The sequence below is a fragment of the Robiginitalea aestuariiviva genome (genome assembly GCF_029537735.1).
Taxonomy (GTDB): Bacteria; Bacteroidota; Bacteroidia; order Flavobacteriales; family Flavobacteriaceae; genus Robiginitalea; species Robiginitalea aestuariiviva.
Genome location: NZ_JARPUQ010000001.1, coordinates 849,238 through 871,990 on the forward strand (window position 1 = coordinate 849,238; position 22,753 = coordinate 871,990).

The 22,753-nt window shown below is 56.0% G+C and carries 22 protein-coding genes; 7 read left to right on the forward strand and 15 right to left on the reverse strand.

What is annotated here, in order from left to right; genetic code table 11:
- Nucleotides 1-7: 7 nt before the first annotated feature.
- The 4 genes from OZ410_RS03790 to trhO all read right to left on the reverse strand — a co-directional run bounded on the left by OZ410_RS03790 (nt 8) and on the right by trhO (nt 5,199).
- Complete coding sequence (locus OZ410_RS03790) at nt 8-2,359, reverse strand: penicillin-binding protein 1A (RefSeq protein WP_277706585.1); 2,352 nt, start codon at nt 2,357-2,359, stop codon at nt 8-10.
- A 4-nt stretch (nt 2,360-2,363) separates the two neighbouring features.
- Complete coding sequence (locus tag OZ410_RS03795) at nt 2,364-2,846, reverse strand: gliding motility lipoprotein GldH (protein ID WP_277706586.1); 483 nt, start codon at nt 2,844-2,846, stop codon at nt 2,364-2,366.
- Entirely contained in the window at nt 2,839-4,005 is a 1,167-nt protein-coding gene (locus tag OZ410_RS03800; RefSeq protein WP_277706587.1) for a PSP1 domain-containing protein, read from the reverse strand. Before OZ410_RS03800 ends, OZ410_RS03795 begins: the two co-directional genes overlap by 8 nt.
- Before the next feature lie 129 nt (nt 4,006-4,134).
- Nucleotides 4,135-5,199 carry an oxygen-dependent tRNA uridine(34) hydroxylase TrhO gene (gene trhO / locus OZ410_RS03805; RefSeq protein WP_277706588.1) on the reverse strand — a complete coding sequence of 355 codons (1,065 nt, stop codon included), beginning with the start codon at nt 5,197-5,199 and terminating at the stop codon, nt 4,135-4,137.
- Between the two features lie 299 nt (nt 5,200-5,498).
- Between trhO and recA the strand changes: the two genes are divergently transcribed.
- The 4 genes from recA to OZ410_RS03825 all read left to right on the forward strand — a co-directional run bounded on the left by recA (nt 5,499) and on the right by OZ410_RS03825 (nt 9,056).
- Nucleotides 5,499-6,500, forward strand: a complete 1,002-nt coding sequence (gene recA, locus OZ410_RS03810; RefSeq protein WP_277706589.1) for a recombinase RecA — start codon at nt 5,499-5,501, stop codon at nt 6,498-6,500.
- 84 nt (nt 6,501-6,584) lie between these two features.
- A complete protein-coding gene (locus tag OZ410_RS03815; RefSeq protein ID WP_277706590.1) occupies nt 6,585-6,998 on the forward strand; it encodes a hypothetical protein in 414 nt (137 codons plus the stop codon).
- A 50-nt stretch (nt 6,999-7,048) separates the two neighbouring features.
- Entirely contained in the window at nt 7,049-7,582 is a 534-nt protein-coding gene (locus tag OZ410_RS03820) for an RNA polymerase sigma factor (RefSeq protein WP_277706591.1), read from the forward strand.
- 10 nt (nt 7,583-7,592) lie between these two features.
- Entirely contained in the window at nt 7,593-9,056 is a 1,464-nt protein-coding gene (locus OZ410_RS03825) for a porin family protein (protein ID WP_277706592.1), read from the forward strand.
- Between the two features lie 18 nt (nt 9,057-9,074).
- Here the strand turns inward: OZ410_RS03825 and OZ410_RS03830 are convergent, their stop codons facing one another.
- On the reverse strand, nt 9,075-9,827 hold the full coding sequence (locus OZ410_RS03830; RefSeq protein ID WP_277706593.1) for a lysophospholipid acyltransferase family protein: 753 nt from the start codon (nt 9,825-9,827) through the stop codon (nt 9,075-9,077).
- Between the two features lie 152 nt (nt 9,828-9,979).
- Between OZ410_RS03830 and trpS the strand changes: the two genes are divergently transcribed.
- Entirely contained in the window at nt 9,980-10,948 is a 969-nt protein-coding gene (trpS, locus tag OZ410_RS03835; protein WP_277706594.1) for a tryptophan--tRNA ligase, read from the forward strand.
- 159 nt (nt 10,949-11,107) lie between these two features.
- Here trpS and dprA read toward each other — a convergent pair whose 3' ends face one another.
- On the reverse strand, nt 11,108-12,238 hold the full coding sequence (gene dprA / locus OZ410_RS03840; RefSeq protein WP_277706595.1) for a DNA-processing protein DprA: 1,131 nt from the start codon (nt 12,236-12,238) through the stop codon (nt 11,108-11,110).
- Between the two features lie 33 nt (nt 12,239-12,271).
- On the opposite strand from dprA, the gene OZ410_RS03845 reads away from it, so the two are divergent.
- Together OZ410_RS03845 and OZ410_RS03850 are read left to right on the forward strand one after the other, a co-directional pair.
- Nucleotides 12,272-13,258, forward strand: a complete 987-nt coding sequence (locus OZ410_RS03845) for an HU domain-containing protein (protein ID WP_277706596.1) — start codon at nt 12,272-12,274, stop codon at nt 13,256-13,258.
- A 52-nt stretch (nt 13,259-13,310) separates the two neighbouring features.
- Entirely contained in the window at nt 13,311-13,829 is a 519-nt protein-coding gene (locus OZ410_RS03850; protein WP_277706597.1) for an acyl-CoA thioesterase, read from the forward strand.
- On the opposite strand, the gene OZ410_RS03855 is transcribed toward OZ410_RS03850, so the two are convergent.
- From OZ410_RS03855 to atpA, 9 genes are all read right to left on the reverse strand, one after another.
- The gene (locus tag OZ410_RS03855; protein ID WP_277706599.1) at nt 13,826-14,662 is read right to left on the reverse strand and encodes an aldo/keto reductase; all 837 of its coding nucleotides are present in this window, start codon (nt 14,660-14,662) and stop codon (nt 13,826-13,828) included. The genes OZ410_RS03850 and OZ410_RS03855 overlap by 4 nt on opposite strands.
- 10 nt (nt 14,663-14,672) lie before the next feature.
- On the reverse strand, nt 14,673-15,869 hold the full coding sequence (locus OZ410_RS03860) for a murein hydrolase activator EnvC family protein (RefSeq protein WP_277706600.1): 1,197 nt from the start codon (nt 15,867-15,869) through the stop codon (nt 14,673-14,675).
- A 32-nt stretch (nt 15,870-15,901) separates the two neighbouring features.
- Nucleotides 15,902-16,678 carry a lipoprotein insertase outer membrane protein LolB1 gene (gene lolB1, locus OZ410_RS03865; RefSeq protein WP_277706601.1) on the reverse strand — a complete coding sequence of 259 codons (777 nt, stop codon included), beginning with the start codon at nt 16,676-16,678 and terminating at the stop codon, nt 15,902-15,904.
- Nucleotides 16,675-17,562, reverse strand: a complete 888-nt coding sequence (locus OZ410_RS03870; protein ID WP_277706602.1) for a tetratricopeptide repeat protein — start codon at nt 17,560-17,562, stop codon at nt 16,675-16,677. The genes lolB1 and OZ410_RS03870 overlap by 4 nt, the downstream gene beginning before the upstream one ends.
- Nucleotides 17,563-17,600: 38 nt before the next feature.
- Entirely contained in the window at nt 17,601-18,035 is a 435-nt protein-coding gene (gene dut, locus OZ410_RS03875) for a dUTP diphosphatase (RefSeq protein ID WP_277706603.1), read from the reverse strand.
- Nucleotides 18,032-19,498 carry a lipopolysaccharide biosynthesis protein gene (locus OZ410_RS03880; protein WP_277706604.1) on the reverse strand — a complete coding sequence of 489 codons (1,467 nt, stop codon included), beginning with the start codon at nt 19,496-19,498 and terminating at the stop codon, nt 18,032-18,034. The genes dut and OZ410_RS03880 overlap by 4 nt, the downstream gene beginning before the upstream one ends.
- A 53-nt stretch (nt 19,499-19,551) precedes the next feature.
- Nucleotides 19,552-20,076: a hypothetical protein gene (locus OZ410_RS03885; protein ID WP_277706605.1), complete on the reverse strand. Its 525-nt coding sequence runs from the start codon at nt 20,074-20,076 to the stop codon at nt 19,552-19,554.
- 121 nt (nt 20,077-20,197) lie between these two features.
- On the reverse strand, nt 20,198-21,064 hold the full coding sequence (gene atpG / locus OZ410_RS03890) for an ATP synthase F1 subunit gamma (protein ID WP_277706606.1): 867 nt from the start codon (nt 21,062-21,064) through the stop codon (nt 20,198-20,200).
- A 55-nt stretch (nt 21,065-21,119) separates the two neighbouring features.
- Complete coding sequence (gene atpA / locus OZ410_RS03895; RefSeq protein ID WP_277706607.1) at nt 21,120-22,700, reverse strand: F0F1 ATP synthase subunit alpha; 1,581 nt, start codon at nt 22,698-22,700, stop codon at nt 21,120-21,122.
- Between the last annotated feature and the right edge of the window lie 53 nt (nt 22,701-22,753).

Here is a 22,753-nt window from a genome sequence, read left to right on the forward strand (position 1 = left end):
GGGTGCCCTAAAAGTCGATATCGTCCAGGTCGTCCTCCAGGGGCGGGGCGGTTTCCTCATCTGCTTCCGGAGTTTTAGAGCAGTCAATCCGGATGCTCATGTCCTCCGGCTCCTCAAAATCCTCTTTGGATACCTCCAGGTCGGGGTCGGCGTAATTCTCGCGCATATACAGCCCCCAGATGGGAAGGGCCATAGAGGCCCCCTGCCCGTAGGCAATGCCCTTAAAGTGCACGGAGCGGTCCTCGCCCCCAACCCAAACCCCGGTAACCAGGTTAGGTACCATCCCGATAAACCACCCGTCACTCTGGTTCTGGGTGGTCCCGGTCTTTCCGGCAATGGGGTTATCAAATTTATAGGGGTACCCAGTAATCACTTCCTTATATACGATGTTGTTCACATTGGAGGTGTGCCGTAGTCGGGTCCCGGAGCCGCCCTGGGTAACGCCTTTGAGCAGGTCCACCATGGCGTAGGCTACTTCCTCACTCAGCACATCCCGGGTTTCGGGGGTATATTCGTAGAGTACGGTCCCGTTCCGGTCTTCAATCCGCGTAACCATGACCGGCTTCACATAGACCCCTTTATTGGCAAAGGTGCCATAGGCCCCCACCATCTCATACACGTTAAAATCCGGGGTGCCCAAGGCAATAGAGGGCACCTCGGGGATCTCCCGGGTAAGGCCCAGGTTTTTTACGATGGAAACCACCGGCTTGGGGCCAACCTCATCGATTAGCTGGGCGGTTACCGTATTCACGGAATTGGCCAGGGCCGCCTTCAGGGTATAGCTGCGGCCGGAATATTTCCCGTCTGAATTCTTGGGGCACCAGGGATCCGGGTTGCCGTGTTTCCCGGCTTCGATGCAGTATTGGGTATCCGGCAGGGTGTCGCAGGGGGAGCGGCGCAACTGGTCTATGGCTGCGGCATACACAAAGGGCTTAAAGGTAGAGCCGGCCTGGCGGGCACCCTGAATCACGTTGTCGTACTGGAAATGGCGATAATTCACCCCGCCCACCCAGGCTTTTACATGCCCGGTCTGGGGCTCCATGGACATCATGGCCGCCCGCAGGAAGGTCTTGTAGTAGCGGATGGAATCCAGGGGGGTCATCACCGTATCTTTCTCGTAGGTCGGAGCCTTGCTCCAGTCAAAGACGGTCATTTCCGCTTTCTGGTTAAAGGAGTCCCGGATTTCCTTTTCGCTCTTGCCCTGGCGCTTCATGGCCCGCCACCGCTCGGAGTTCTTCATGGCACGCTCCATAATCCCCCGTATCTCATCCGAGGTAAGGTCCAGAAAGGGGGTGGTGGGGTTGCGATCCGGGGTATTTTGTACAAAAAATTCCTTCTGCAGACGCTCCATATGCTGGCGCACGGCATCCTCGGCGTGGGCCTGCATGCGGGAATCAATAGTGGTATACACTTTCAGGCCATCCAGGTAGATGTTCCAGGTATCCCGCTCCCCTTCCAGGGCCGGTTTGGGGTTTTTGGCAATCCAGTCCTTCAGCCAGCCCTGCAGGTACATGCGGAAATAGGGCGCCGGGCCCTGGCTGTGTGTTTCCGGGTTGTAATTGATATCCATTTCCAGGGCGGAGAGGGAATCCCGTTGGGCTTCGGTAATGTATTCGTATTTAGCCATCTGGGCCAGGACAGTGTTGCGCCGGTTGCGCACCAGTTCTTCCCGCCGGATGGGGTTATACAGGGAGGAATTCTTCAGCATCCCCACCAGCACGGCAGACTCTTCCGCCTTCAGGTCCCGGGGTTCCTTGCCAAAGAAGATTCGGGCAGCAGACCGGATCCCATCGGCATTGTACCCGAAGTCGTAAATATTCAGGTACATGGCAATGATCTCTTCCTTGGTATAGTTGCGCTCCAGGCGGGTGGCTATGACCCATTCCTTGACCTTCTGGGTTATGGCTTCCATCAGGTTGCGGGAGCGAACCCCTACGAATAACTGCCGGGCCAGCTGCTGGGAGATCGTACTGGCGCCGCCCCGTTGCCCCAAAAAGGCCACGGCGCGCAGCGTGCCCCGCGCATCAATGCCGGAGTGCTCGTAATAGCGGGCATCCTCGGTAGCCACCAGAGCGTCCACCAGGTTTTTCGGGAGTTCGGTAAAGGGCACATCCGTGCGGTTCTCGTCCAGGTATATTTTCCCGAGGGTCTTGCCGTCGGAAGAAATGATTTCGGTGGCCAGGTTGGTCTGGGGATTTTCCAGGCGCTCAAAGGTGGGCATTTCCCCGAATACGCCCCAGGAGGCCAACAGGAAAACAGCAGCTACGATAAAAACTCCGCTGCCAAAGAGGATCCAGAACCATTTGATGAAAGGCCAAAAGCGATTGTTGGGTTTCTTTTTGCCGGGTGTACGTGCCATGTGCTTAGTCTTGTTTCAGTTCCAACTGCAGTCCCACATCCAATACCCCGGGAAGGGATTCCAGCCCCGCAACGCTCCCATTGCGGCGCATGGCTTGTGAGACCCGTACGGTATATACGCCATTTTCGGGAAAAACGACGTCGCGGCGAAATCCGAGTTTGTTTGTGATCACACTACCGGTGCCGCTGCCCAACCAACGCCCACTGGCGTCGGCCATTTCATATTCCAGGGTATCCCGGGTTGCCGTGCCATCCGGGCCGGTCATTTCTGCGATCAGAAAAAGGTTGCTGAACGGGTAGGAGGCATCGTTGCGCAGCAATATATACAGGTTATGGGCGCGGGTGGTATCCTGCGGCTGGAATTGGAATTCCATGACCTGGTCCCGGCCCCAGGCACCCCCCTGGGTACTTTGATATTCCGAGTAGGCGGGGGCATTGCAGGAAGCCCCAAGCAACAGGACTGCGAGAATCAGGAGGAGTCTATGCATTTTTTACCTTGCCTTTGGGTGATGGATTTCTGCGCTTCTTGCGCCCCTTTTTGCGCCGGCGGTTGTTCTTGGGCCGGTCAAACCGGGTGAGGCTGTCCTGCCCCACGGCGTTCTCGAAGGTAACCTCTTCTGCACTGTAATTCTGTGAGGCGTATTCCTCCAAACTGTTCACGCGTTGCTTTTTCGCATTCAGGGCCAGGATTTCCAGTACCTGGTCCTTGGTCAGGGTATGCCAGTTGCTGGGGTCTTCCTTGTAGGAAAACCAGAGCACTCCTTTGAAAATGTCGCTTTTTTGGCAAAATGCCACCCCTTTTTCGGTTTGCAGTCTGGCATCGGTGGGCGGGAAATCCTTCAGGGCATCCAGGTAGGTATCCAGTTCGTAGTTCAGGCAGCATTTGAGCTTCCCGCACTGACCAGCCAGTTTTTGGGGGTTCAGGGAAAGTTGCTGGTACCGGGCCGCAGCCGTGCTCACCGAACGGAAATCCGATAGCCAGGTAGAACAGCAGAGCTCGCGCCCGCAGGAACCAATCCCTCCCAGGCGCTGGGCTTCCTGCCGGTACCCGATCTGCCGCATCTCGATGCGGATGCCAAAGGCTTTGGCCATGTCTTTGATGAGCTGGCGGAAATCCACCCGGTCTTCGGCGGTGTAATAAAAGGTGGCCTTGGAACCATCCCCCTGGAATTCCACATCGGAAATTTTCATTTGCAGGCCCAGAATAATGGCCATTTCCCGGGCTCGTTTCTTGATTTCCTCTTCCTGCCCGCGGCATTTCTGCCATTTGTCTATATCGCGCTGGGTAGCCTTGCGGTACAGCTTGGGCAGGTTGGCGTCTGCCGGCACTTTTTTGCGGCGCATCTGTACCCGGACCAGTTCCCCGGTCAGGGTCACAATGCCCACATCATGGCCGGATTTGGCCTGAGTGGCCACTACATCGCCCAGGGCCAGGGAAAGCCCCTCCGTATTCCTGAAAAATTCCTTTCTACTATTCTTAAACCGGACTTCAACCGCATCGAAGGCCTCCTGCCCTGCCGGCAACGACATATTGGAAAGCCAGTCAAAAACGGTGAGTTTATTACAGCCATCCGTACCGCAGGTACCATTGTTCCTACATCCGCGCGGCTGTCCATCCGAACCGGTTGAACAACTGCTACACCCCATTTCATATATATTGATTCCTGCCCCTATCCCTTCGGGCGGGCCGGAATTGGGTTCATACTAAATTTCCTTCCGTAAATATAGGACAATTTTAGCACAGCCTGGCGGGGTGCACGGGAGGGATTCAGGGCCTCAGGACACCGGATCCGGTTGTTCTGCTGCAGGGCTTTTTTTGAACTTCAGGACTTCTGAGCGCCCTTTCTTGAATATCAGGTTGCTCTTCTGTTTGCCCTTGCGGAGCTTTTTTTGCTCTTCCTCGGGCAGGGCCACGATGTCCTTGCAGGCATCCGAACAGCAGTGATCCATGGCCCGGGCACAGTCCTCGCACTGGATAAACAGCAGGTGACAGCCCTCGTTGGCACAATTCACATGGGTGTCGCAGGGTTTGCCGCACTGGTGGCATTGCGCAATCACATCTTCTGAAATGCGTTCGGCCCGGCGGTGGTCAAACACGAAGTTTTTACCGCGGAATTTGTTTTCCAATTGCTGCTGGCGCACCTGGCGGGTGTATTCGATAATCCCGCCTTCCAGCTGGTAAACCTGCTTGAAACCCTTGTGGCGGTAGTAGGCGCTGGCCTTTTCGCACCGGATGCCTCCGGTACAGTACATCACCAGCTTCTTGGACTCCTTATGGTCGCGCAGTTGCTCCTCGATCAGGTCCAGGGAGTCCCTGAAGGTATCCACATCCGGAGTTATCGCCGTTTCAAAATGGCCGATCTCGCTCTCGTAATGGTTGCGCATATCCACCACGATGGCCTCGGGGTCTTCGATCAGAGCATTGAACTGGGCCGCACCCACATGGATGCCCTTGTTCGTAACGTCGAAGGCATTGTCGTCCAGCCCGTCGGCTACTATTTTACGGCGCACCTTGATCTTGAGTTTCAGGAAGGATTTGTTGTCCTGTTCAATGGCGATATTCAGGCGAACGCCCTCCAGGAAGGTGATGCTGTCCAGGTGCTCCTTGAACCGGAGGAACTGGTCCGCTGGAACGGAGAGCTGGGCATTAATCCCCTCGCGGGCTACATAAATCCGACCCAGGACATCCATGGCGCTCCAGTGGATGAACAGGTAGTCTCTGAAAAGTTGGGGGTTGCCCAGGTGCGCATATTGGTAGAAAGAGATCGTAAGGCGGTCTTTCCCCGCCTCTTCAATAAGGGCTTCTCTTTCTTTTGCGCTTAACGTATTGTACAGTTGCATGCTATACGAATATGGGTTAAACAAAAGAATGATGGAGCTGCAAAAATAGACAAAGCTTTGAGATACAGGCAAAAAAAAGCGCCCCGGGAATCTTCCCGGGGCGCCGTGGACCGCAATCAAACTTTCTCCTTCATAGCAGAATCGTGAAATTCAGATGCGGTTTCACGCTTTTTCTTTGCCTTGCTTTTGTGCCTGTATACAGGTTAGATGCGCCAGAAGGCAAAAGGTTGCTTTGGCCATTGTGATTCTAGCAAAAGAAATGGTAATTTAGCCCTCCTCTAATGTAATCCCACACACCCATGAGCAGTGAAAAAGAAGCGAAACTGAAAGCCTTAAAACTAACCCTGGACAAACTGGACAAGACCTACGGCAAAGGTGCCGTAATGAAGATGGGAGACACCGTGGTCCAGGATGTTGAGGTCATTCCTTCCGGCTCCCTGGGGCTGGACATTGCCCTGGGGGTTGGCGGCTATCCCAAAGGCCGGGTCATCGAGATCTACGGCCCGGAATCTTCCGGGAAAACCACCCTTACCCTGCACGCCATTGCAGAGGCCCAGAAAGCCGGAGGTATTGCCGCTTTTATCGATGCAGAACACGCCTTCGACCGCTTCTACGCCGCCAAACTTGGGGTAGATATCGACAACCTGATCATCTCCCAGCCGGACCATGGGGAACAGGCCCTGGAAATTGCAGACAACCTGATTCGCTCCGGCGCCATCGACATTGTGATTATCGACTCTGTAGCGGCCCTGACCCCCAAAAGCGAGATTGAGGGTGAAATGGGAGATTCCAAGGTAGGGCTGCATGCACGCCTCATGTCCCAGGCCCTTCGGAAACTTACGGGCTCCATCAGCAAGACCCATTGTACCGTAATCTTTATCAACCAGTTACGGGAAAAGATCGGGGTGATGTTCGGAAACCCGGAGACCACCACCGGAGGGAATGCCCTGAAATTTTATTCTTCCGTTCGCCTGGATATCCGCCGCTCCACCCAAATCAAGGATACGGATGGCAACGTACAGGGGAACAAAACCCGGGTGAAAGTGGTTAAAAACAAAGTAGCACCCCCTTTCAAGACTGCGGAATTCGACATTATGTATGGGGAAGGCATCTCCAAGATCGGAGAAATTCTGGACCTGGGGGTAGCCTATGAAATCATTAAAAAGAGCGGCTCCTGGTTCAGCTATGGCGATACCAAACTGGGGCAGGGACGGGACGCCGTCAAAGTGCTCTTAAACGACAACCCGGAACTGCTGGAGGAACTGGAGGGTAAAATCAAAGAGGCCATAAAGGCCATTTAAGGCCTTCCCCCTTTTTTCAGGGCTTTTCCAAGCAACCTTTGACCGCTCCGGGCATCTAGTATACACTATAAAACCGATGCCGGTATGAAACTGTTCAAGGGAATATCCATTTTGCTTTTGCTGGTGGCCCTCCAGGGTTGCGATGTAAACGACGACGATGTCGACTATCACTTTGTAACCCTGAACATTGTGGATGCGGTACTGCCGCAATCCTTCCAGCAAAACCAGACCTACGAAATTCTGGTCACTTACCAATTGCCTAACGGCTGCACCTCTTTCGAGGGGTTCGACATCATTTCCGAAGACACCACTATTCGCCGGGTGGTGGCCATTGGGTCGAAACGGGACGGCCAGGCCTGCACCCAGGCTATTGAGGAAGTCCAGACCAGTTTCCAGTTCATCTGCCTGTATTCAGACACCTATGTCTTCCGGTTCTTTACGGGCCTGGACGAGAACGACGTACCCCAGTATATGGAGTACGAAGTGCCGGTGAACTAAACCTTGGAAGGCCACCCTTACCAGCCCACCGCATAACCGAACCAACACTTTTGACCGAGGAAGAACTCATAAAGCAGTGCAGCAAGGGCAACCGTGAGGCACAGGAATACCTCTATCGCAGGTATTCTGCTGCCCTGTTCGGGATATGTCTGAAATACTCCCGAAACAAGGCGGAGGCCGAAGACAATCTTCACGACAGCTTTATGATCATCTTCGAGAAGATCCACCAGTTCCGCAGAAAGGGTTCTTTCGAGGGCTGGCTAAAACGCATTACGGTGAATACCGTTTTGCAGAAATACCGCAAGCAGGAGCCTATGGCCGTGGTCAGGGAGACCCTAGAAAACCAGGAGGCCCAGGAGGCGCCCAGCCTTGAGGGGGTGCCCCTGCCAACCCTGCTGAAATGCATTCAGGAACTGCCGAACAAGTACCGGATCACCTTTAACATGTATGTGTTGGATGGCTACAGCCATAAGGAGATCAGTGAGGCCCTGGGAACATCGGAAGGGACGTCCAAATCCAACCTGGCGCGCGCCCGATCCATCTTAAGAGATAAGTTAAAGAACATCAATATCCATATTGCCTAACCCTACACACATGGACCCAAAAGATTCAGACCAATTATTCAGGGAACGCCTGGGGAGCTTTTCCCAGGCTCCGGAGCCGGAGGTATGGGACCGGATCCGGGCCTCCCTGGATCGCAAAAAATCCAGGCGCGTATTGCCCATTTGGTGGTACGGCGCCAGTGCAGCTGCCATTTTAATCCTGGGGCTGCTCCTATGGAACCCCTGGGGGCCCGGGGGTGAAATTGAGCCGCTGGCCCCGGCCATATCGGACACCGAAACCCGGACGGCCCCCGAGCAACCCGATACCGGAACCCTGCCCATCGAGACCCTGCCGGAATCCGGAGTTACCCAGCAAAGTAGTACCGAAGAGGTGATCCGGGAGACGCCCGCTACTCAAAAGCCGCTTTCTCCAGGGGTACCCCGCCGTGAGCAGGTTACGCAGGCCCCTGCACGGGAACCCGGGGCATCCCGTATAGCCGGTGCTCAGTTAGCGGTTTCCGAAGCTCAGGAAGCAACCGATCCTAATGAAGTGGCATCGGAAATTGTCAATAATACCGATCGGGATATAGATGAAACATCCATAGACGCCACCCGTACAGCGCCCATAACTACTCGCAACACAGACCAGGCCTTGCTGGCCCAGACACAGGCGGATAAGGCTGCAGAATCGCCCAAAGACTCGCTTGTCGAAAACCAGAAGCGATCCCTTTTTGAGGTCCTGGAGGAACAGGAAGAGGCGGCTTTGACCCAAACCGAAAACACACAAGGCAAATGGAGCGTTGGGCCCAGCCTGGCCCCGGTCTATTCCAACGCCTTCGGGGACGGGTCCCCCATTTCGCCCAATTTTGCTCCGAACAACAAATCCGGGACCGTACATATGAGCTATGGCCTTGAAGTGGCCTATGCCGTTTCGGACCGGGTGAGTTTCCGCTCCGGGGTACATCGCGTGGATTACGGCTACAATACCAACGATGTGGCTTTTACTTCCACCATGGCCGTAGGGCCTTCCTCCCTGATACGGACCATCAGCTATTCCGAAAATGCCAAAACCCTGGTGGTGCAGAGTACTGCCGGCAGTGATGCCAGCGCCATAACGCAAAATGCAATGGACGTGGACGGTCCCAGCCCGCAGCGCGAAGGCCGGATGGAGCAGTCCTTTGCCTATCTGGAAGTTCCCCTGGAAATGGAATACCGGGTGCTTACCGGTCGTTGGGGCATCAATATTATTGGAGGGGTAAGTTCCCTTTTCCTTACGGACAATGCGGTACGCCTGAATGCAGATGGGGGCACTACCGAACTGGGGGAAGCCACCAATATGAACAGCGTGAACTTCAGCACCAATTTCGGCCTGGGGTTCACTTACGACCTGAGCCCGGCCATGCAGTTGCGCATGCAGCCCATGTTCAAATACCAGCTGAACACGTTTTCAGACACGGCAGGCAACTTCCAGCCCTATGCCCTGGGCGTATACAGCGGTATGCGGTTTCGTTTTTAAATATTCCGTAAGGTATATTTAGTCGACTGTCCCTTTGGGGCCGGCTTCCAGGTGTTTCAGGATCCGGGCCCGGACCTGGTCTTTCAACCGGTGCCGGTCTCCGTCCAGCAGGCCCGTGGTCTCCTGAAAGGACAATACCCGTACCCGGAGCGGGCCCGGTACCCCGGCAAAGAAACGAAAGGGAAAGCGGCGTTTGCAATCGTAGAAAACCATCGGTACAATCGGGATCTGGTGGGCAATTGCCAGGCGAAAGGCACCATCCTTAAAGACGTCCAGGATCACGGATTCATCCGGCACCCCGCCCTCCGGGAATATACAGATCCCAAGGCCCCGCTGGAGCCGCTGGTTGGCACGGCGATATACCGCAGACCGACTTCGGGCATCGGCCCGGTCTACCATAATAGAAACCCGCTTGTAGAAAAACCCGAAAACAGGAATGCGGACCAGCTCTTTCTTTCCCACAAAAACAAACGGTATTTTGGAAACCCTCAACATCAGCATGATGTCCAGCATACTGGTGTGGTTGGCCACCAGCATGTAACTCTTCCCTTTTTCCAGGGGTTGGTCAAACTCGATTTTCGGTACGCAGCCCATCCCGTAGAGGATGGTGGAGGCCCAAAGGTTGCGGGCCAGCCAGTAAAACTGGGGGAAAGTGCGTTCGGACAGGGTGGATAGGATCAGCAGGGGGGCGAAAAAGATAATGGGGAGGGCTACCAGAAGGTAGAACCAAACCCGCCATAACGCCTGTGCCGCCCTGATCATCACACTCATGGTCTCCAAATGTAAGCAAATGGGGCATTTTGCGCATCCCTGTACCCATTAATGACGGGAATGTACCGTCCCGGCTGGCCTTTTTGCCCCCTTATATTGGGGAATTGGCTGAAGGCCTTTACCTTTGCGCTTTACCCAAAGCCAAGAGCCTTATGCCACGGATCCTTACCGGCATTCAAAGTACCGGCACGCCCCACCTCGGAAACATCCTGGGCGCCATACGCCCGGCCATCGAAATGGCCGCCGGCCCCAGCAATGATTCCTACCTGTTTATTGCGGATATGCACTCCCTGACCCAGATCAAGGACGGGGAAACCCTTCGCAACAATACCTATGCCACGGCTGCCACCTGGCTCGCTTTTGGCCTGGATATCGACAAAACTGTTTTTTACCGCCAGAGCGACGTGCCCCAGGTTACCGAACTGGCCTGGTATCTGGAGTGCTTTTTCCCGTACCAGCGCCTTACCCTGGCCCATTCCTTCAAAGACAAGGCGGACCGGTTAGAAGACGTCAATGCCGGGCTATTTACCTACCCCATGCTCATGGCCGCAGACATCCTCCTCTACGATGCGGACATTGTGCCCGTGGGCAAGGACCAGTTGCAGCACCTGGAAATGACGCGCGACGTGGCCATGCGTTTCCACAACAAACTGGGGGAAACCTTTGTACTGCCCGAGGCGAAAGTGCAGGAGGAAACCATGTACATCCCCGGTACGGACGGCCAGAAAATGAGCAAGAGCAAGGAGAACACCATCGACCTCTTCCTGCCGGACAAAGCCCTGCGTAAACAGGTGATGGGGATTGTAACGGACAGCACCCCCCTGGAAGACCCCAAGGACCCGGATACCGATACCGTTTTTGCCCTCTACAGCACCCTGGCCCGCCCCGAACAGGTGAAAGAAATGCGGCGGAATTACGAGCAGGGCAATTACGGATATGGCCATGCCAAGCAAGCCCTCTATCAATGCATCCTGGAGGAATTCGGCGAGGCCCGGGAACGGTTCCACTACTTTATGGACCATAAGGACCAGATTGACGAGGCCCTTGAAAAAGGGGCGGAAAAGGCCCGGAAGGTAGCCAATGAAGTACTGGACCGGGTACGCACTAAACTGGGCTACTAAATATTCCCAAACCGACCGCCGGGTCGGAAACTGAACCCATTATCGGATCGTTGTACCGGGAAAATTCCGATCAACACAGGCAAAAATCCCATAAAGGCGTATAAACCGGGCTATCCTTCCCTTTAAACCTTTGGCTAACCGACCGAAGCGTCGGTGCCCTCATCCCTTCCGGGCATAGCGTTTTCCCGGATAGGGGCGGATATAGCCCCCCATTTCCAGCTGAAACAGGGCCAGGGCTACCGCTGAAACGGGAATCCCGCACCCCACGGCGATATCATCCAATTGCCGGGCGCCATCCCCTTCCAGAAAACCCCAAACAGAAAGTGCCGTTTCCCCCAATTCTTCGGGTGGTGGCAAGGCTGCAGGTGCCAGGGGGCCTTCAGGGGCATGCCAGGGCAGGGCAGGGCCCAGATCCGCGGCTTGCTGCAGCAATTCCGCCTTTTGTTCGCGGATGAGCTTGTGGCATCCCGCACTGTTGGGGTCGGTTAGGCGCCCAGGCACGGCAAAAACCTGCCGGTCGTATCCAAAAGCCAGGTCTGCGGTCACCAGGCTGCCGCCCTTTTCGGGGGATTCCACCACAATGGTGGCCTGGGCCATGCCTGCAATAATGCGGTTCCGCCTCAGGAAGAATCCCGGCTCCGGTGGGGTGCCGCTGGGAAATTCGGTTACAAAACCCCCACGAGACATCAGTTCGGCCTTAAACCGGTCGTGTTCGGGGGGATATATACGGTCCAGGCCATGGGCCAGGCAGGCTACGGTCTGCAGCCCTAGCCGTGCTGCTTCCCGCTGGGCACAGATATCCACCCCATAGGCATACCCGCTAATGATCAGGGGGTCATTCCCGGCCAAATCCCCCACCAGCCGCCGGCACATTTGGCCCCCGTAGGCCGTCATCCGGCGCGTGCCGACAATGGCAATCGCGGGCCCTGTCGGGTTCAGATCCATTTCCCCCAAAGTGTAGAGCAGGATGGGGAAATCCGCACACTGCAACAACAACTGCGGGTATTCGGGGTGGGTAAAGGGCAGGCAACGTATACCTTTGGCGTGTACAAACGCCCATTCCTTGCGGGCCCGGTCCCGATACCGCGGCTGGCGCAATCCTTCCCGCGCTTTGGGGGATAACCGTACCCCCTCTGCCTGCAGATCCCGTTCAAATACCGCCCGGGCACTCCCGAAATGGCTAATCAGCCGCCTGGCCTGTACCGGGCCCAACCCGGGAATTAATTGCAGCCGGATAAATGCAAGGGTCTCTTCCTCCGCCAGTTGACCAAATATTTTACCCTTTCCCACGTTAGTATTGTTGATAAAACCTCCTGCCCCACGTTGCCGGAAAGGTTGAATTTTTCCATCTTTGCCTATATGGGACTCTCCGAATACATCGATGCATTACTTTACAGGTACCCCTGTGTGGTAGTGCCCGCCTTTGGTGCATTCCTGACCCAAAATAAGCCCGCCTACCTGCAAAAAGAGAGCAGTACCTTCTATCCGCCTTCCAAGGCCCTCTCCTTTAACGGGCAACTCAAGAGCAACGACGGCCTGCTGGTTAACCATATTGCCCAGGCGGAACAACGGCCTTTCGAAGAAATCCTGGAACGCGTACAGCAAAAGGCCCGCGAATGGAGCCGTACCCTCCATGCCGAGGGCGAACTGGAATTACTCCCCCTGGGAACCTTCAAAAAGGAAGCCGAGGGCAACATCCGGTTTGAACCCCGCAGCAAATCCAATTACCTGACTGCCTCTTTCGGGCTTGCCTCCCTGGTAGCCAACCCGGTAAGCCGGGAGGTCATGAAGGAAGAGGTCTCCGAAATGGAGCAGCGCATCCCCTTCTCCATTACCCCTGAAGCCCGCAACACCCCTGGGTTACGCCCGCTGTTAAAATACGCTGCGGTAGTCCTGCTGGCCCTTTCTGCCGGTATCAGCGGCTTTAGTTTTTATCAACAACAGGGCCTGCGGTACGAGCAGGTATGGAATGCCTCCGAGCAGGAAGTTACCCGTACCATTGAAGCAGCCACCTTTTTCAGCACCAGCCCGCTGGAACTACCCGCCATCACCCTGGAATTGGAGCGACCCAAAGCCGAAAAGGTCCACCACATCATTGCCGGGGCTTTCCGGTACCGCCAAAATGCGGATAAGAAAATCCGGCAGTTGCAACGGCAGGGCTATGCGGAGGCCTTTTATGTGGGCACCAACCCCTATGGCTTACACCAGGTAGCCTACGGAAGTTACTCCGATGCGCAGGAGGCCCTGGCCGCCCTGCGGGAAATCAAGCGCACCGTATCCCCGGACGCCTGGCTGCTTTCCCAGAAGTAAATCCCTTTTCTCCTTCGCCCCGGGGGCGTATCTTTGCGCCAAAACCACCCGGATGAACGCCAAGACACCCAGCGAATCCCGTACCGTGATGACGGACCTGGTCCTGCCCAGTGAAACCAACCCCCTGAACAACCTTTTCGGGGGCGAGCTCCTGGCGCGCATGGACCGGGCAGCCAGTATTGCGGCCCGCCGCCATAGCCGCCGGATTACCGTTACCGCGTCTGTTAACCACGTAGCGTTTAACCGCTCTGTGCCCCTGGGGAGTGTGGTTACCGTGGAAGCGGCCCTGTCCAGGGCCTTTAAGACCTCTATGGAGGTGTTTATAGACGTATGGATCGAAGACCGGTTTAGCGGGGAACGCACCAAGGCCAATGAGGCTATTTACACCTTTGTAGCGGTGGATGATACGGGCATCCCCACGGAGGTGCCCCCCATCCGGCCGGAAACAGACCTGGAAAAGGAGCGGTACGAAGCCGCCTTGCGGCGCAAGCAATTGAGCCTGGTACTGGCCGGCAAGATGAAACCCCACGATGCCACGGAGCTGAAGGCCCTTTTTATGGGCGGGGACTAAAAGTCGAAGGTATCCGGGTCCGGCCCGAAACGGTGGCCGCGGTCCAGGGCGTCAATCCGCTGCATATCCGCTGGCGAAATTTCAAAATCAAAGAGGTCCGCATTCTCCAGGATGCGGGATTGGCGTGAAGACTTCGGGATGGTAGCCACCCCCTTTTGCAAATCCCACCGCAACACCAGCTGCGCCGGGGTCTTCCCGTAATGGCCGGCCATTTCCAGTAATTCCGGCTGGTCCTTTATCCGGCCCTGCATCAGGGGCGACCAGGCCTGGTACTGGATCTGGCACGCCTGGCAATACTCCAATAATTCCTGTTGCACCAGATACGGGTGGAATTCCATCTGGTTCACCATGGGGCGGATGCGGGAGGTTTCTTCCAGGGCTTCCAAATGGTGCTTCAGGAAGTTGCTGACCCCTATGGCCCGAACCCTTCCTTTCTTATAAAGCTCTTCCATCGCCCTCCAGGTATCCCGGAACTTGCCGCGTACCGGCCAGTGCACCAGATACAGATCCAGCACTTCCAGTCCCAGCTCCTCCATACTGCGCTCAAAGGCATCCAGGGTGCTGGCATACCCCTGGTCTGCATTCCAAACCTTACTGGTTACAAAGATGGCCTCCCGTGGCAGGGCACTTTCCCGGACCGCCTGCCCCACCCCGGACTCATTGCCGTAAAAACTGGCGGTGTCAATATTCCGGTACCCGGCCTCCAGGGCCCAGGCGATGGCCTGTTCTACCTCCCCCCCGTTTTCGGAAAGGTATACCCCAAGCCCCAGGTAGGGCAGGGTAACCCCATTCTGCAAAGGGAAACCCCCTGAAATATCTGATATTATACTCATTGGTTTTGTATTAAAGGCGATAGATCCATTCCTCCGGATTCAGGCGCGTAGCATCCCGATACAGATAAAATTTGAGCTGGGTAAGCCCATTAGACTGATTGGTATAAACCTCGCCGAGGGCCTCTTTAGCCTGTACCTTGTCGCCTTTCTTTACATAGAGTTGCGAGAGGTTGTAATAGGTGCTGATGTAGTTCCCATGCTTGATTTGCACGCCCTTGTTACCCCCTGGTACGGCCAGGATGGCAATAACCTCCCCTTCAAAGACCGCCCGGGCTTTGGCCCCCTGGTCTGTGGCGATAATGACCCCGTTGCTCTGGTGCTTGATGCCCGGATAAACCGCATCCTGGTATACGCCGTAACCCTGTTTCTTCACCCCCTTTTCCACGGGCCAGATCAGCCGGCCCTTGTTGGCCGAAAAATTGCTGGCCAGGGCACTGGCCTCGGGGGTAAGCGCGAAGGTACTGGCAGTACCGCCGCGGGCCCGGGATTCCCGGTTCGATTCGGCAATGGCCGAACGGATAAGGCGTTCAATCTGCCGGTCTATGGCACGGGCTTCCTTGCGTTTGGCTTCAATTTCGGCCGCATACCCGCTCTCGTTCTGGCGGATGGTCTTGAGCAATTCCTTCTGGTTTTGCACTTCGGCCATTAACTGATCCCGCACCCTGCGGTTCTGGGTAATGAGAAGCTCCTTTTCCTTCCGCTGGGCGGTCAGGTCTTGGTTCAGGGTGGTGAGTTCAGTGGTTTTTTCCTGGATTTCACGCCCCTGCCGCTCCCGGAATTGGGCGTATTGCTTCATATACTGCATCCGCTTAAAGGCCTGGTACCAGGATTCTGAGGATAGCAGGAAAAGCAACCGGTGCTGTTTGGAGCGGTTGCGATAGGATTTACGGATCATTTCGGCATAATCCGCCTTCAGGCGTTCCAGGTCTTCCCGCAGCTTACTGATGTTCCGGATGTTGGCATTGATGCGGCGGTTTAAGAGGTTGGACTGCTGGTTGGTGATTCGGATGAGTTGCTGCTGCCGGCTTATTTTCTGGTCCAGGGCCTCCATTTGGTCCAGGACACTCCCCTTTTGGCGACGTTCACTCAACAGCAGCCGGTTAATCTCCCGGATCTCCTGCTCTATCTGCGCTTTGCGGGCCTCTAAGGCCTTTTGTTCGGAGTTCTGGCCATAGGCGCCGGAGGCTGTCCATAAGGCTGCCAGCACGCATAAAACCGATGTATGCCTCCGCCAGGCGCTCACTTGGCTGCGATGGGGTTAAGGCCTTTGGGGATGCGATAGGGAAACCGCAAGTCCCGGTTGATTTCGACCTGTTTATAGGTAATCCCGATATCGATGCGCTGGTCCGCCTCAATGGCCGCAATATGTACCCGGTCCGGCACCACCTGCCCGGAAACCTGCTGGTAGCTGGAATACCGGATCTCCATAAGGCGTCTGGCCTCCGGTTGGGAAAGTTGCTGGGATGCCAGACGGAAATAACTGGGTTCGATCTGGAAAAACAGCTTGTACAGGCCGGCCGCCACCCGGGGTTTTAACTCATATGCCTCTTCGGAATAGTCCAGGTCGTATTTGGCTTCCCGCAAATCCACGACAGCCTGGCCCAAAAGCAGATTCTGCAATTTCTCAAAATCGATTTCAGAACCCAAGAGGCCGCTCAGGTAATCGAAGTCCCCGTCAAAAAATTCGTTTTCCAGTTTGTTGTAAAAAGAGACCCGGGTGGGGGTTATATAGACTTTGACCACCCCCAGGGGGGCGCTCAGCCAGATGATTTCGTTCCGTTTCATCCGGAAGGATACCGTTACGCTTTGTTCGGCTTCCCCATCGGAATAGTCTATGCCCATGCGGCCGCTCAGGGTTTTAAAATCGGAGCGGGCGGACATGTGGTTGCGGATCACATTGCGCACCGTTAATCGCGGGTCGATTTTAGCCCCGCCCAATACCTTGGTGGACCCGCAGGAGGAGGCCATGAAGACCAGAGTCAGCATCCAAATGGTATTTCGAATCAGCGCTTTCATAATCCGGTTTTGATTTTATCGGCGTACCACTTTGCCTTTTCGGGATGGCCCAACAGGCGGTGCGCTTTTTCCAGGGCCTGGTACATACGGATGCCCCAGGCACCGGGTTCCAGCAAGAGGGATTCCCCGGTCTCCAGTTCCACAAGGGCTTCGGAGGCACGGTCCAGTTCCAAAAGGGCCAGTCCCCTGAAAAAGTAGAATTGGGGCTGCAGGGGGTAGCGCTCCACGGCTTCTGTAGCCCGGGCTAGCAGGGCAGGCCAGGCCTGCTCCTGTTCCAGGGTAGTGAGCTCCAGCACCCATTGTTCATCTTCGGAGGGAGCGGTTTTTTCTATGACCTGTTGGGCCGGGGTATCCGCCGCTAATTCAGGAACGGTTGCCAGTTGGGCCGCCCGTTGGCGAAGGGCCTGGATTGAGCCGGTTTCCGGAAGGCCTTCCAGATACGCCTGGGCTTCCTTCCCCTTTTCCTGTTCCACATACCAGCGGGCCAGGTTTTCCCGAACGGCTGGTTGCTCAAGAGGCACCCCCTGTATTTCCTTTTCGGTTTGATGGCGGGCCTGCAGTACCCGCATCAGGGTATGCAGGTACCAGTATTCCTCCGGCCGGGCCTTTACGGCAGCCAGGGCATGTTCCCGGGCTGCATCCCATTGCTGGGCCGCGGCCAGCACCCGGGCCAGTTCGTGGTCTACCACGGGGTTATCCGGTTCCATTTTCTGGCATTCGTACAACAGGTCCCGGGCCCGGTCGTAATTTTCGATCCCCTTTTCCCGTAAGGCTTCAAAAAAAGCTTCCTGAAAGGCATCCGTATAGGCCTCAAGGAAAAGTTCGGCGCTGGGTATATCCTGGGCATGGGAAACCCTTCCTGCGAGCATGCAGGCCAGTAGCATCCATATGCCAGGGTTTTGCACTTTCATTGCGTTTATGCTTACTTCTTTCCCGTACTGCCAAAGCCACCCGATCCGCGCTCCGTTTCACTCAGGGCCCCGGTTTCTTCCCAGGATACCTGCTCAAAAGGCGCCACCACCATTTGAGCAACACGATCGCCGTGGGTTATGGTCACGGGCTGGTTGGATACATTCACAAGAATCACACCAATCTCACCCCGGTAATCGGCATCGATGGTGCCCGGGCTGTTCAGCACAGTAATCCCCTGTTTGGCCGCCAGGCCACTGCGGGGTCGGATTTGGGCCTCGTACCCCGGGGGTAACTCCAGGTACAGGCCGGTAGGGATAATGGCCCGCTCCAGGGGGGCCAGCTCCACCGTTTCTTCCAAATGTGCCCTGAGGTCCAGCCCGGCGGATTGCGGGGTCTGGTATTCGGGCAGCGGGTGCCCGGAACGGTTGATCACTCTAACCTTCATCTTCCACCTATCAATTTGAATAACAACTCCTTTTCGAGCCGATACAACACTCCCAAAAATACAAAAAGAAGGGGGAGGCCTGCATACAAGCTTCTGTTAAAACCATAGAAGGCCACGGCCGAAAACACCAGGGAAAGGCCCAGGTAAAAGGCAATTTTCCGCAGGTTATAGGGTATGGGGTAATACTTCCTGCCCAACAGGTAAGACAGGACCATCATGCTGCCATAGGCCGCCAGGGTTGCCCAGGCCGAGGCGTAATACCCGTAAACGGGAATAAAAATCACGTTAATCGCAATGGTGATAACCGCCCCCACAATGGAAATCACGGCCCCAAATCGAGTGCGGTCGGTAACCTTGTACCAGACCGAAAGGTTGTGGTAGACCCCCAGGAAAAAACTGGCCAGCAAGATGATCGGGACAATAGTCATGGCCTCCCAATAGGCCTCGTTCTGGATAAACAGCACCTTCAGTACATCGGCGAAGACCACTACGGCAAGCAGGATTACACTGCCCAGCACCACAAAATAGTTAGTGATCTGTGCATAGGCCCTTTTGGGGTTTTCGGACTGGGCATGGCTGAAGAAAAACGGTTCAATCCCCAGGCGGAAAGCCGTGGCAAACAGGGTCATAAACATAGCCAGCTTATAGCAGGCCGCGTACTTGCCCACCTCGGCACGGGCGGCGTCCTGGCTCATGGGCAACAATTCGGACAACAGGTATTTATCGAACACCTCGTTAATGGTAAAGGCAATCCCGGCCACCATAACGGGCAGGCCATAGCGCAGCATACGCCGCAGCAGGGCCCGGTCCCATTCCCATTTCAGCTGTATGTAATTCCCACTGAGGATAAGCAGGGTAATCCCGCTGGCAATCAGATTGGCGATCAGGATATAGGAAATTTGGAAATCCGGCAGGTAAAGCCTCCCCCAGATCCCTGTGGGGTCTTCCGTGGCCAGTTTGGGCAGGGCCAGCAGGAAGAAGAGGTTAAACAGGATGTTGGTGGCCACATTGGCCACTTTAATAAAGGCGTATACCCCCGGTTTTTCCATGGCGCGCAGGCGGGCAAAGGGAACAATCACCAGGGCATCCAGGCTCAGGATGATCAGGAAATACCAGAAATAGGAGGTGTCGATATTCATCAACCCGGCCAGGGGGGTGCGGAAGGTGGCCCCCAGCAGGAAAAAGCCAAAGGTGGAAGCCAGGATCGAAATCAGGGCGGTAGACAGCACGCGGCCCTTGTCCTGTTCGGCTGCATGGAAGCGGAAAAAAGCCGTTTCCATCCCATAGGCCAGGATTACATTAAAGATGGCAAAGGCGGTGAAGATCAGGGTCAGTTCCCCATAGCCTCCGGGGGGCATGACCCCCGTATACAAAGGCACCAGAAGGAAGGACAACATGCGTGGGAGCACCGTTGCCAACCCATAGATAAAGGTTTGCTTAAAGAGTTTCTGAAACAGCTTCAAAGGGGGCGGCCTTATGGTTCCCTAAAGTAGACATTTCCCGAACGCAGACAAAGTCAGTTTTGGGGCCGGGTCGGGAGGATACGACCGGGTTTCTCTACAATCCCGTCAATCCTGAAATAATAAGTGCGCCCATCTGCCTTACGGGTGTAGGCCAGTACGGCCTGGTCCCGCTCCAGCTCAAAAGGCATGGCCTGGGTTTCCGGCAGGGGCATGGGCGGCTGGTTCCCCACTTCCCGGGTGGAATCTGCATGCATTACCCGGTCCGGGACCTGCAGCGGCGTCCGGGTGTAAGAGGCCGTTAAGCGCATCCCGGTATCGGTGTCCTCTATTCGGGGATCCAGGGCACGCCCACGGAAATAAAGGGTTTCCAGGACCATGGCTTCCGGGTCTTCAGGTACCCAGCGCATGCTCAATACCGTGCCGGAGCCTGAAGCTTCGCGGCCCCCGGTCCAGTCCCGGACCACAGGGTCCGAAATCCGGAAGGGCGGGTCCGCCTCAAAACCCTTTTGGGAGGCGCAGCCCAGGGCGCCCAGCACCAGCAGGGTCATTCCCAATGGTATGCCGCGTAAAGATTTCATAGGCTATCTTTCTTGTAAAGATAGGGAACCAATTATGATGCCAAAGCCCCAAACCCCTCCCCAAAGGCATAAAAAAACCCTGGCCGGGGCCAGGGTCTGTTTTTTTTGGGATTAAGGCCGATTAGGCGTTGCTCAGGGCTTCCGCACCGCCAACAATCTCCAGGATTTCGTTGGTGATGGCAGCCTGGCGGGCTTTGTTGTAGGTCAGGGTGAGCTGTTCCTTCAATTCGCCTGCGTTGTCTGTCGCCTTGTGCATGGCCGTCATCCGCGCACCGTGCTCGCTGGCAAAGGAATCCCGAACCGCTTTGTACAGCTGGGTCTTCAGGGATTTAGGGATCAACTGCTCCACGATTTCTGCCTCGGAAGGCTCAAAAATGTAATCGCCTTTGGTGGTTTCCGCTGCCTCTGCCGCAGGTTGGATGGGCAGGAAGGTCTCGGTAGTCACGATCTGGGTGGCCGCGTTTTTGAAGCGGTTGTACACCAGCTCAATACGGTCGTATTCCCCGGTGGAAAAGCGCTCCATCAGTTCATCCGCAATGGCGGCTACAGCCTCGAAGGTAAGGTCGTCGTAGATGGCACTGTGGTCGGAAACCAGGGTCTGCTGCTTGCGCAACAGGTCTCCGGCTTTTTTCCCGATGGTCACAAAATGCACCTGCTTGCCGGCATAGGTATCCTTGACCAGGGCAGCGCACTGCTTGCTGATGTTGGCATTGAAGGCGCCACACAGGCCCCGGTTGGAGCTGATGGCCACCACCAGTACCTTCTGTACCTCGCGCGCCTCTGCATAACGACTGCCGCCGTCTGCATCCAGGTTGGCGCTCAGGTTCTGCAGCAACTCGGTGAGTTTATCCGCATAAGGGCGCATGGCCGTGATGGCATCCTGGGCTTTTTTCAGCTTGGCCGCAGACACCATTTTCATCGCAGAGGTGATCTGCATGGTGGAAGACACCGATGCGATCCTATTGCGTATTTCCTTAAGGTTTGCCATTTACGATGGTTCTTAAGCCCCCGGGGTGGCCTGCTGGCCGCCCCGGGGATGGGTATTAGGCTTTATACTTGGCCGACAGGTCCTTACACACAGCGGTAAGGGTATCGGTTATCTCGTCGGTAAGCTTTCCTGCCTTCAGGGCATCCAGCACATCGCGGTGCTTGGCCCCGAGGAATTCCAGGTAATCCCGTTCGAATTCCTTCACCTTTTCTACCGGCACATCGCGCAGCAGGTTCTTGGTCCCTGCAAAAATGATGGCAATCTGGTCTTCTACGGTAAAGGGGTCTCCCTGGGCCTGCTTCAGGATTTCCACGTTGCGGCGACCCTTTTCGATTACGTTCAGGGTAGCGGCATCCAGGTCGGAACCGAATTTGGCGAAGGCTTCCAGTTCGCGGAACTGAGCCTGGTCCAGCTTCAGGGTACCGGCCACTTTCTTCATGGATTTGATCTGGGCAGAGCCCCCAACACGGGATACGGAGATCCCCACGTTGATCGCAGGGCGAACCCCCTGGTTAAAGAGATCCTGCTCCAGGAAGATCTGACCGTCCGTAATGGAGATCACGTTGGTCGGGATATAAGCGGAAACGTCGCCCGCCTGGGTTTCGATAATCGGGAGGGCGGTAAGGGACCCGCCGCCTTTTACCTTTTCCTTCAGGGATTCCGGGAGGTCGTTCATGTTCTTGGCCACGGAGTCGTCATTGATCACCTTGGCTGCGCGCTCCAGCAAGCGGGAGTGCAGGTAGAACACGTCCCCGGGGTAGGCCTCGCGTCCGGGCGGACGGCGAAGCAGCAGGGATACCTCACGGTAGGCTACCGCCTGTTTGGACAAATCGTCATAGATGATCAGGGCCGGACGTCCGGTATCGCGGAAGTATTCCCCAATGGCAGCCCCGGCAAAGGGAGCGTACACCTGCATGGGGGCCGGGTCGGAAGCGTTGGCCGCTACAATGGTGGTGTAAGCCAGGGCGCCTTTGTCCTCCAGGGTTTTGGCAATGGCTGCCACGGTGGAGGCCTTCTGGCCCACGGCTACATAGATACAGTATACAGGCTCGCCTGCATCGTAAAACTCTTTCTGGTTGATGATGGTGTCGATACACACGGTGGTTTTCCCGGTTTGGCGGTCACCGATCACCAGCTCCCGCTGGCCACGGCCAATCGGGATCATGGCATCAACAGCCTTAACCCCGGTTTGCAGGGGCTCGTTTACCGGCTGGCGGTAGATTACCCCGGGGGCTTTCCGCTCCAGCGGCATCTCGTACAGCTCTCCGCCAATAGCGCCTTTTCCGTCAATGGGGTTACCCAGGGTATCCACAACACGGCCTACAATACCTTCTCCTACGTTGATGGAGGCAATGCGCTGGGTACGCTTTACGGTGGCCCCTTCCATTACTTCCTTGGACGGGCCCAGCAGTACAACCCCCACGTTGTCTTCCTCCAGGTTCAACACGATGCCTTCCAGGCCGCCGTCGAACTCCACGAGCTCCCCGTACTGGGCATTGGAAAGGCCGTAAACCCGTGCAATACCGTCCCCTACCTGGAGTACGGTTCCTACCTCGTCCAGGGTGGCGGTGGCCTCAAACCCGGATAATTGCTTCTTTAAGATTGCTGATACCTCAGCGGCTTTAATTCCTGCCATTTTCTTAGTCGTATAAAAGGCGACCCCGCCGTACGGGCGGGTCGGAGTTTACA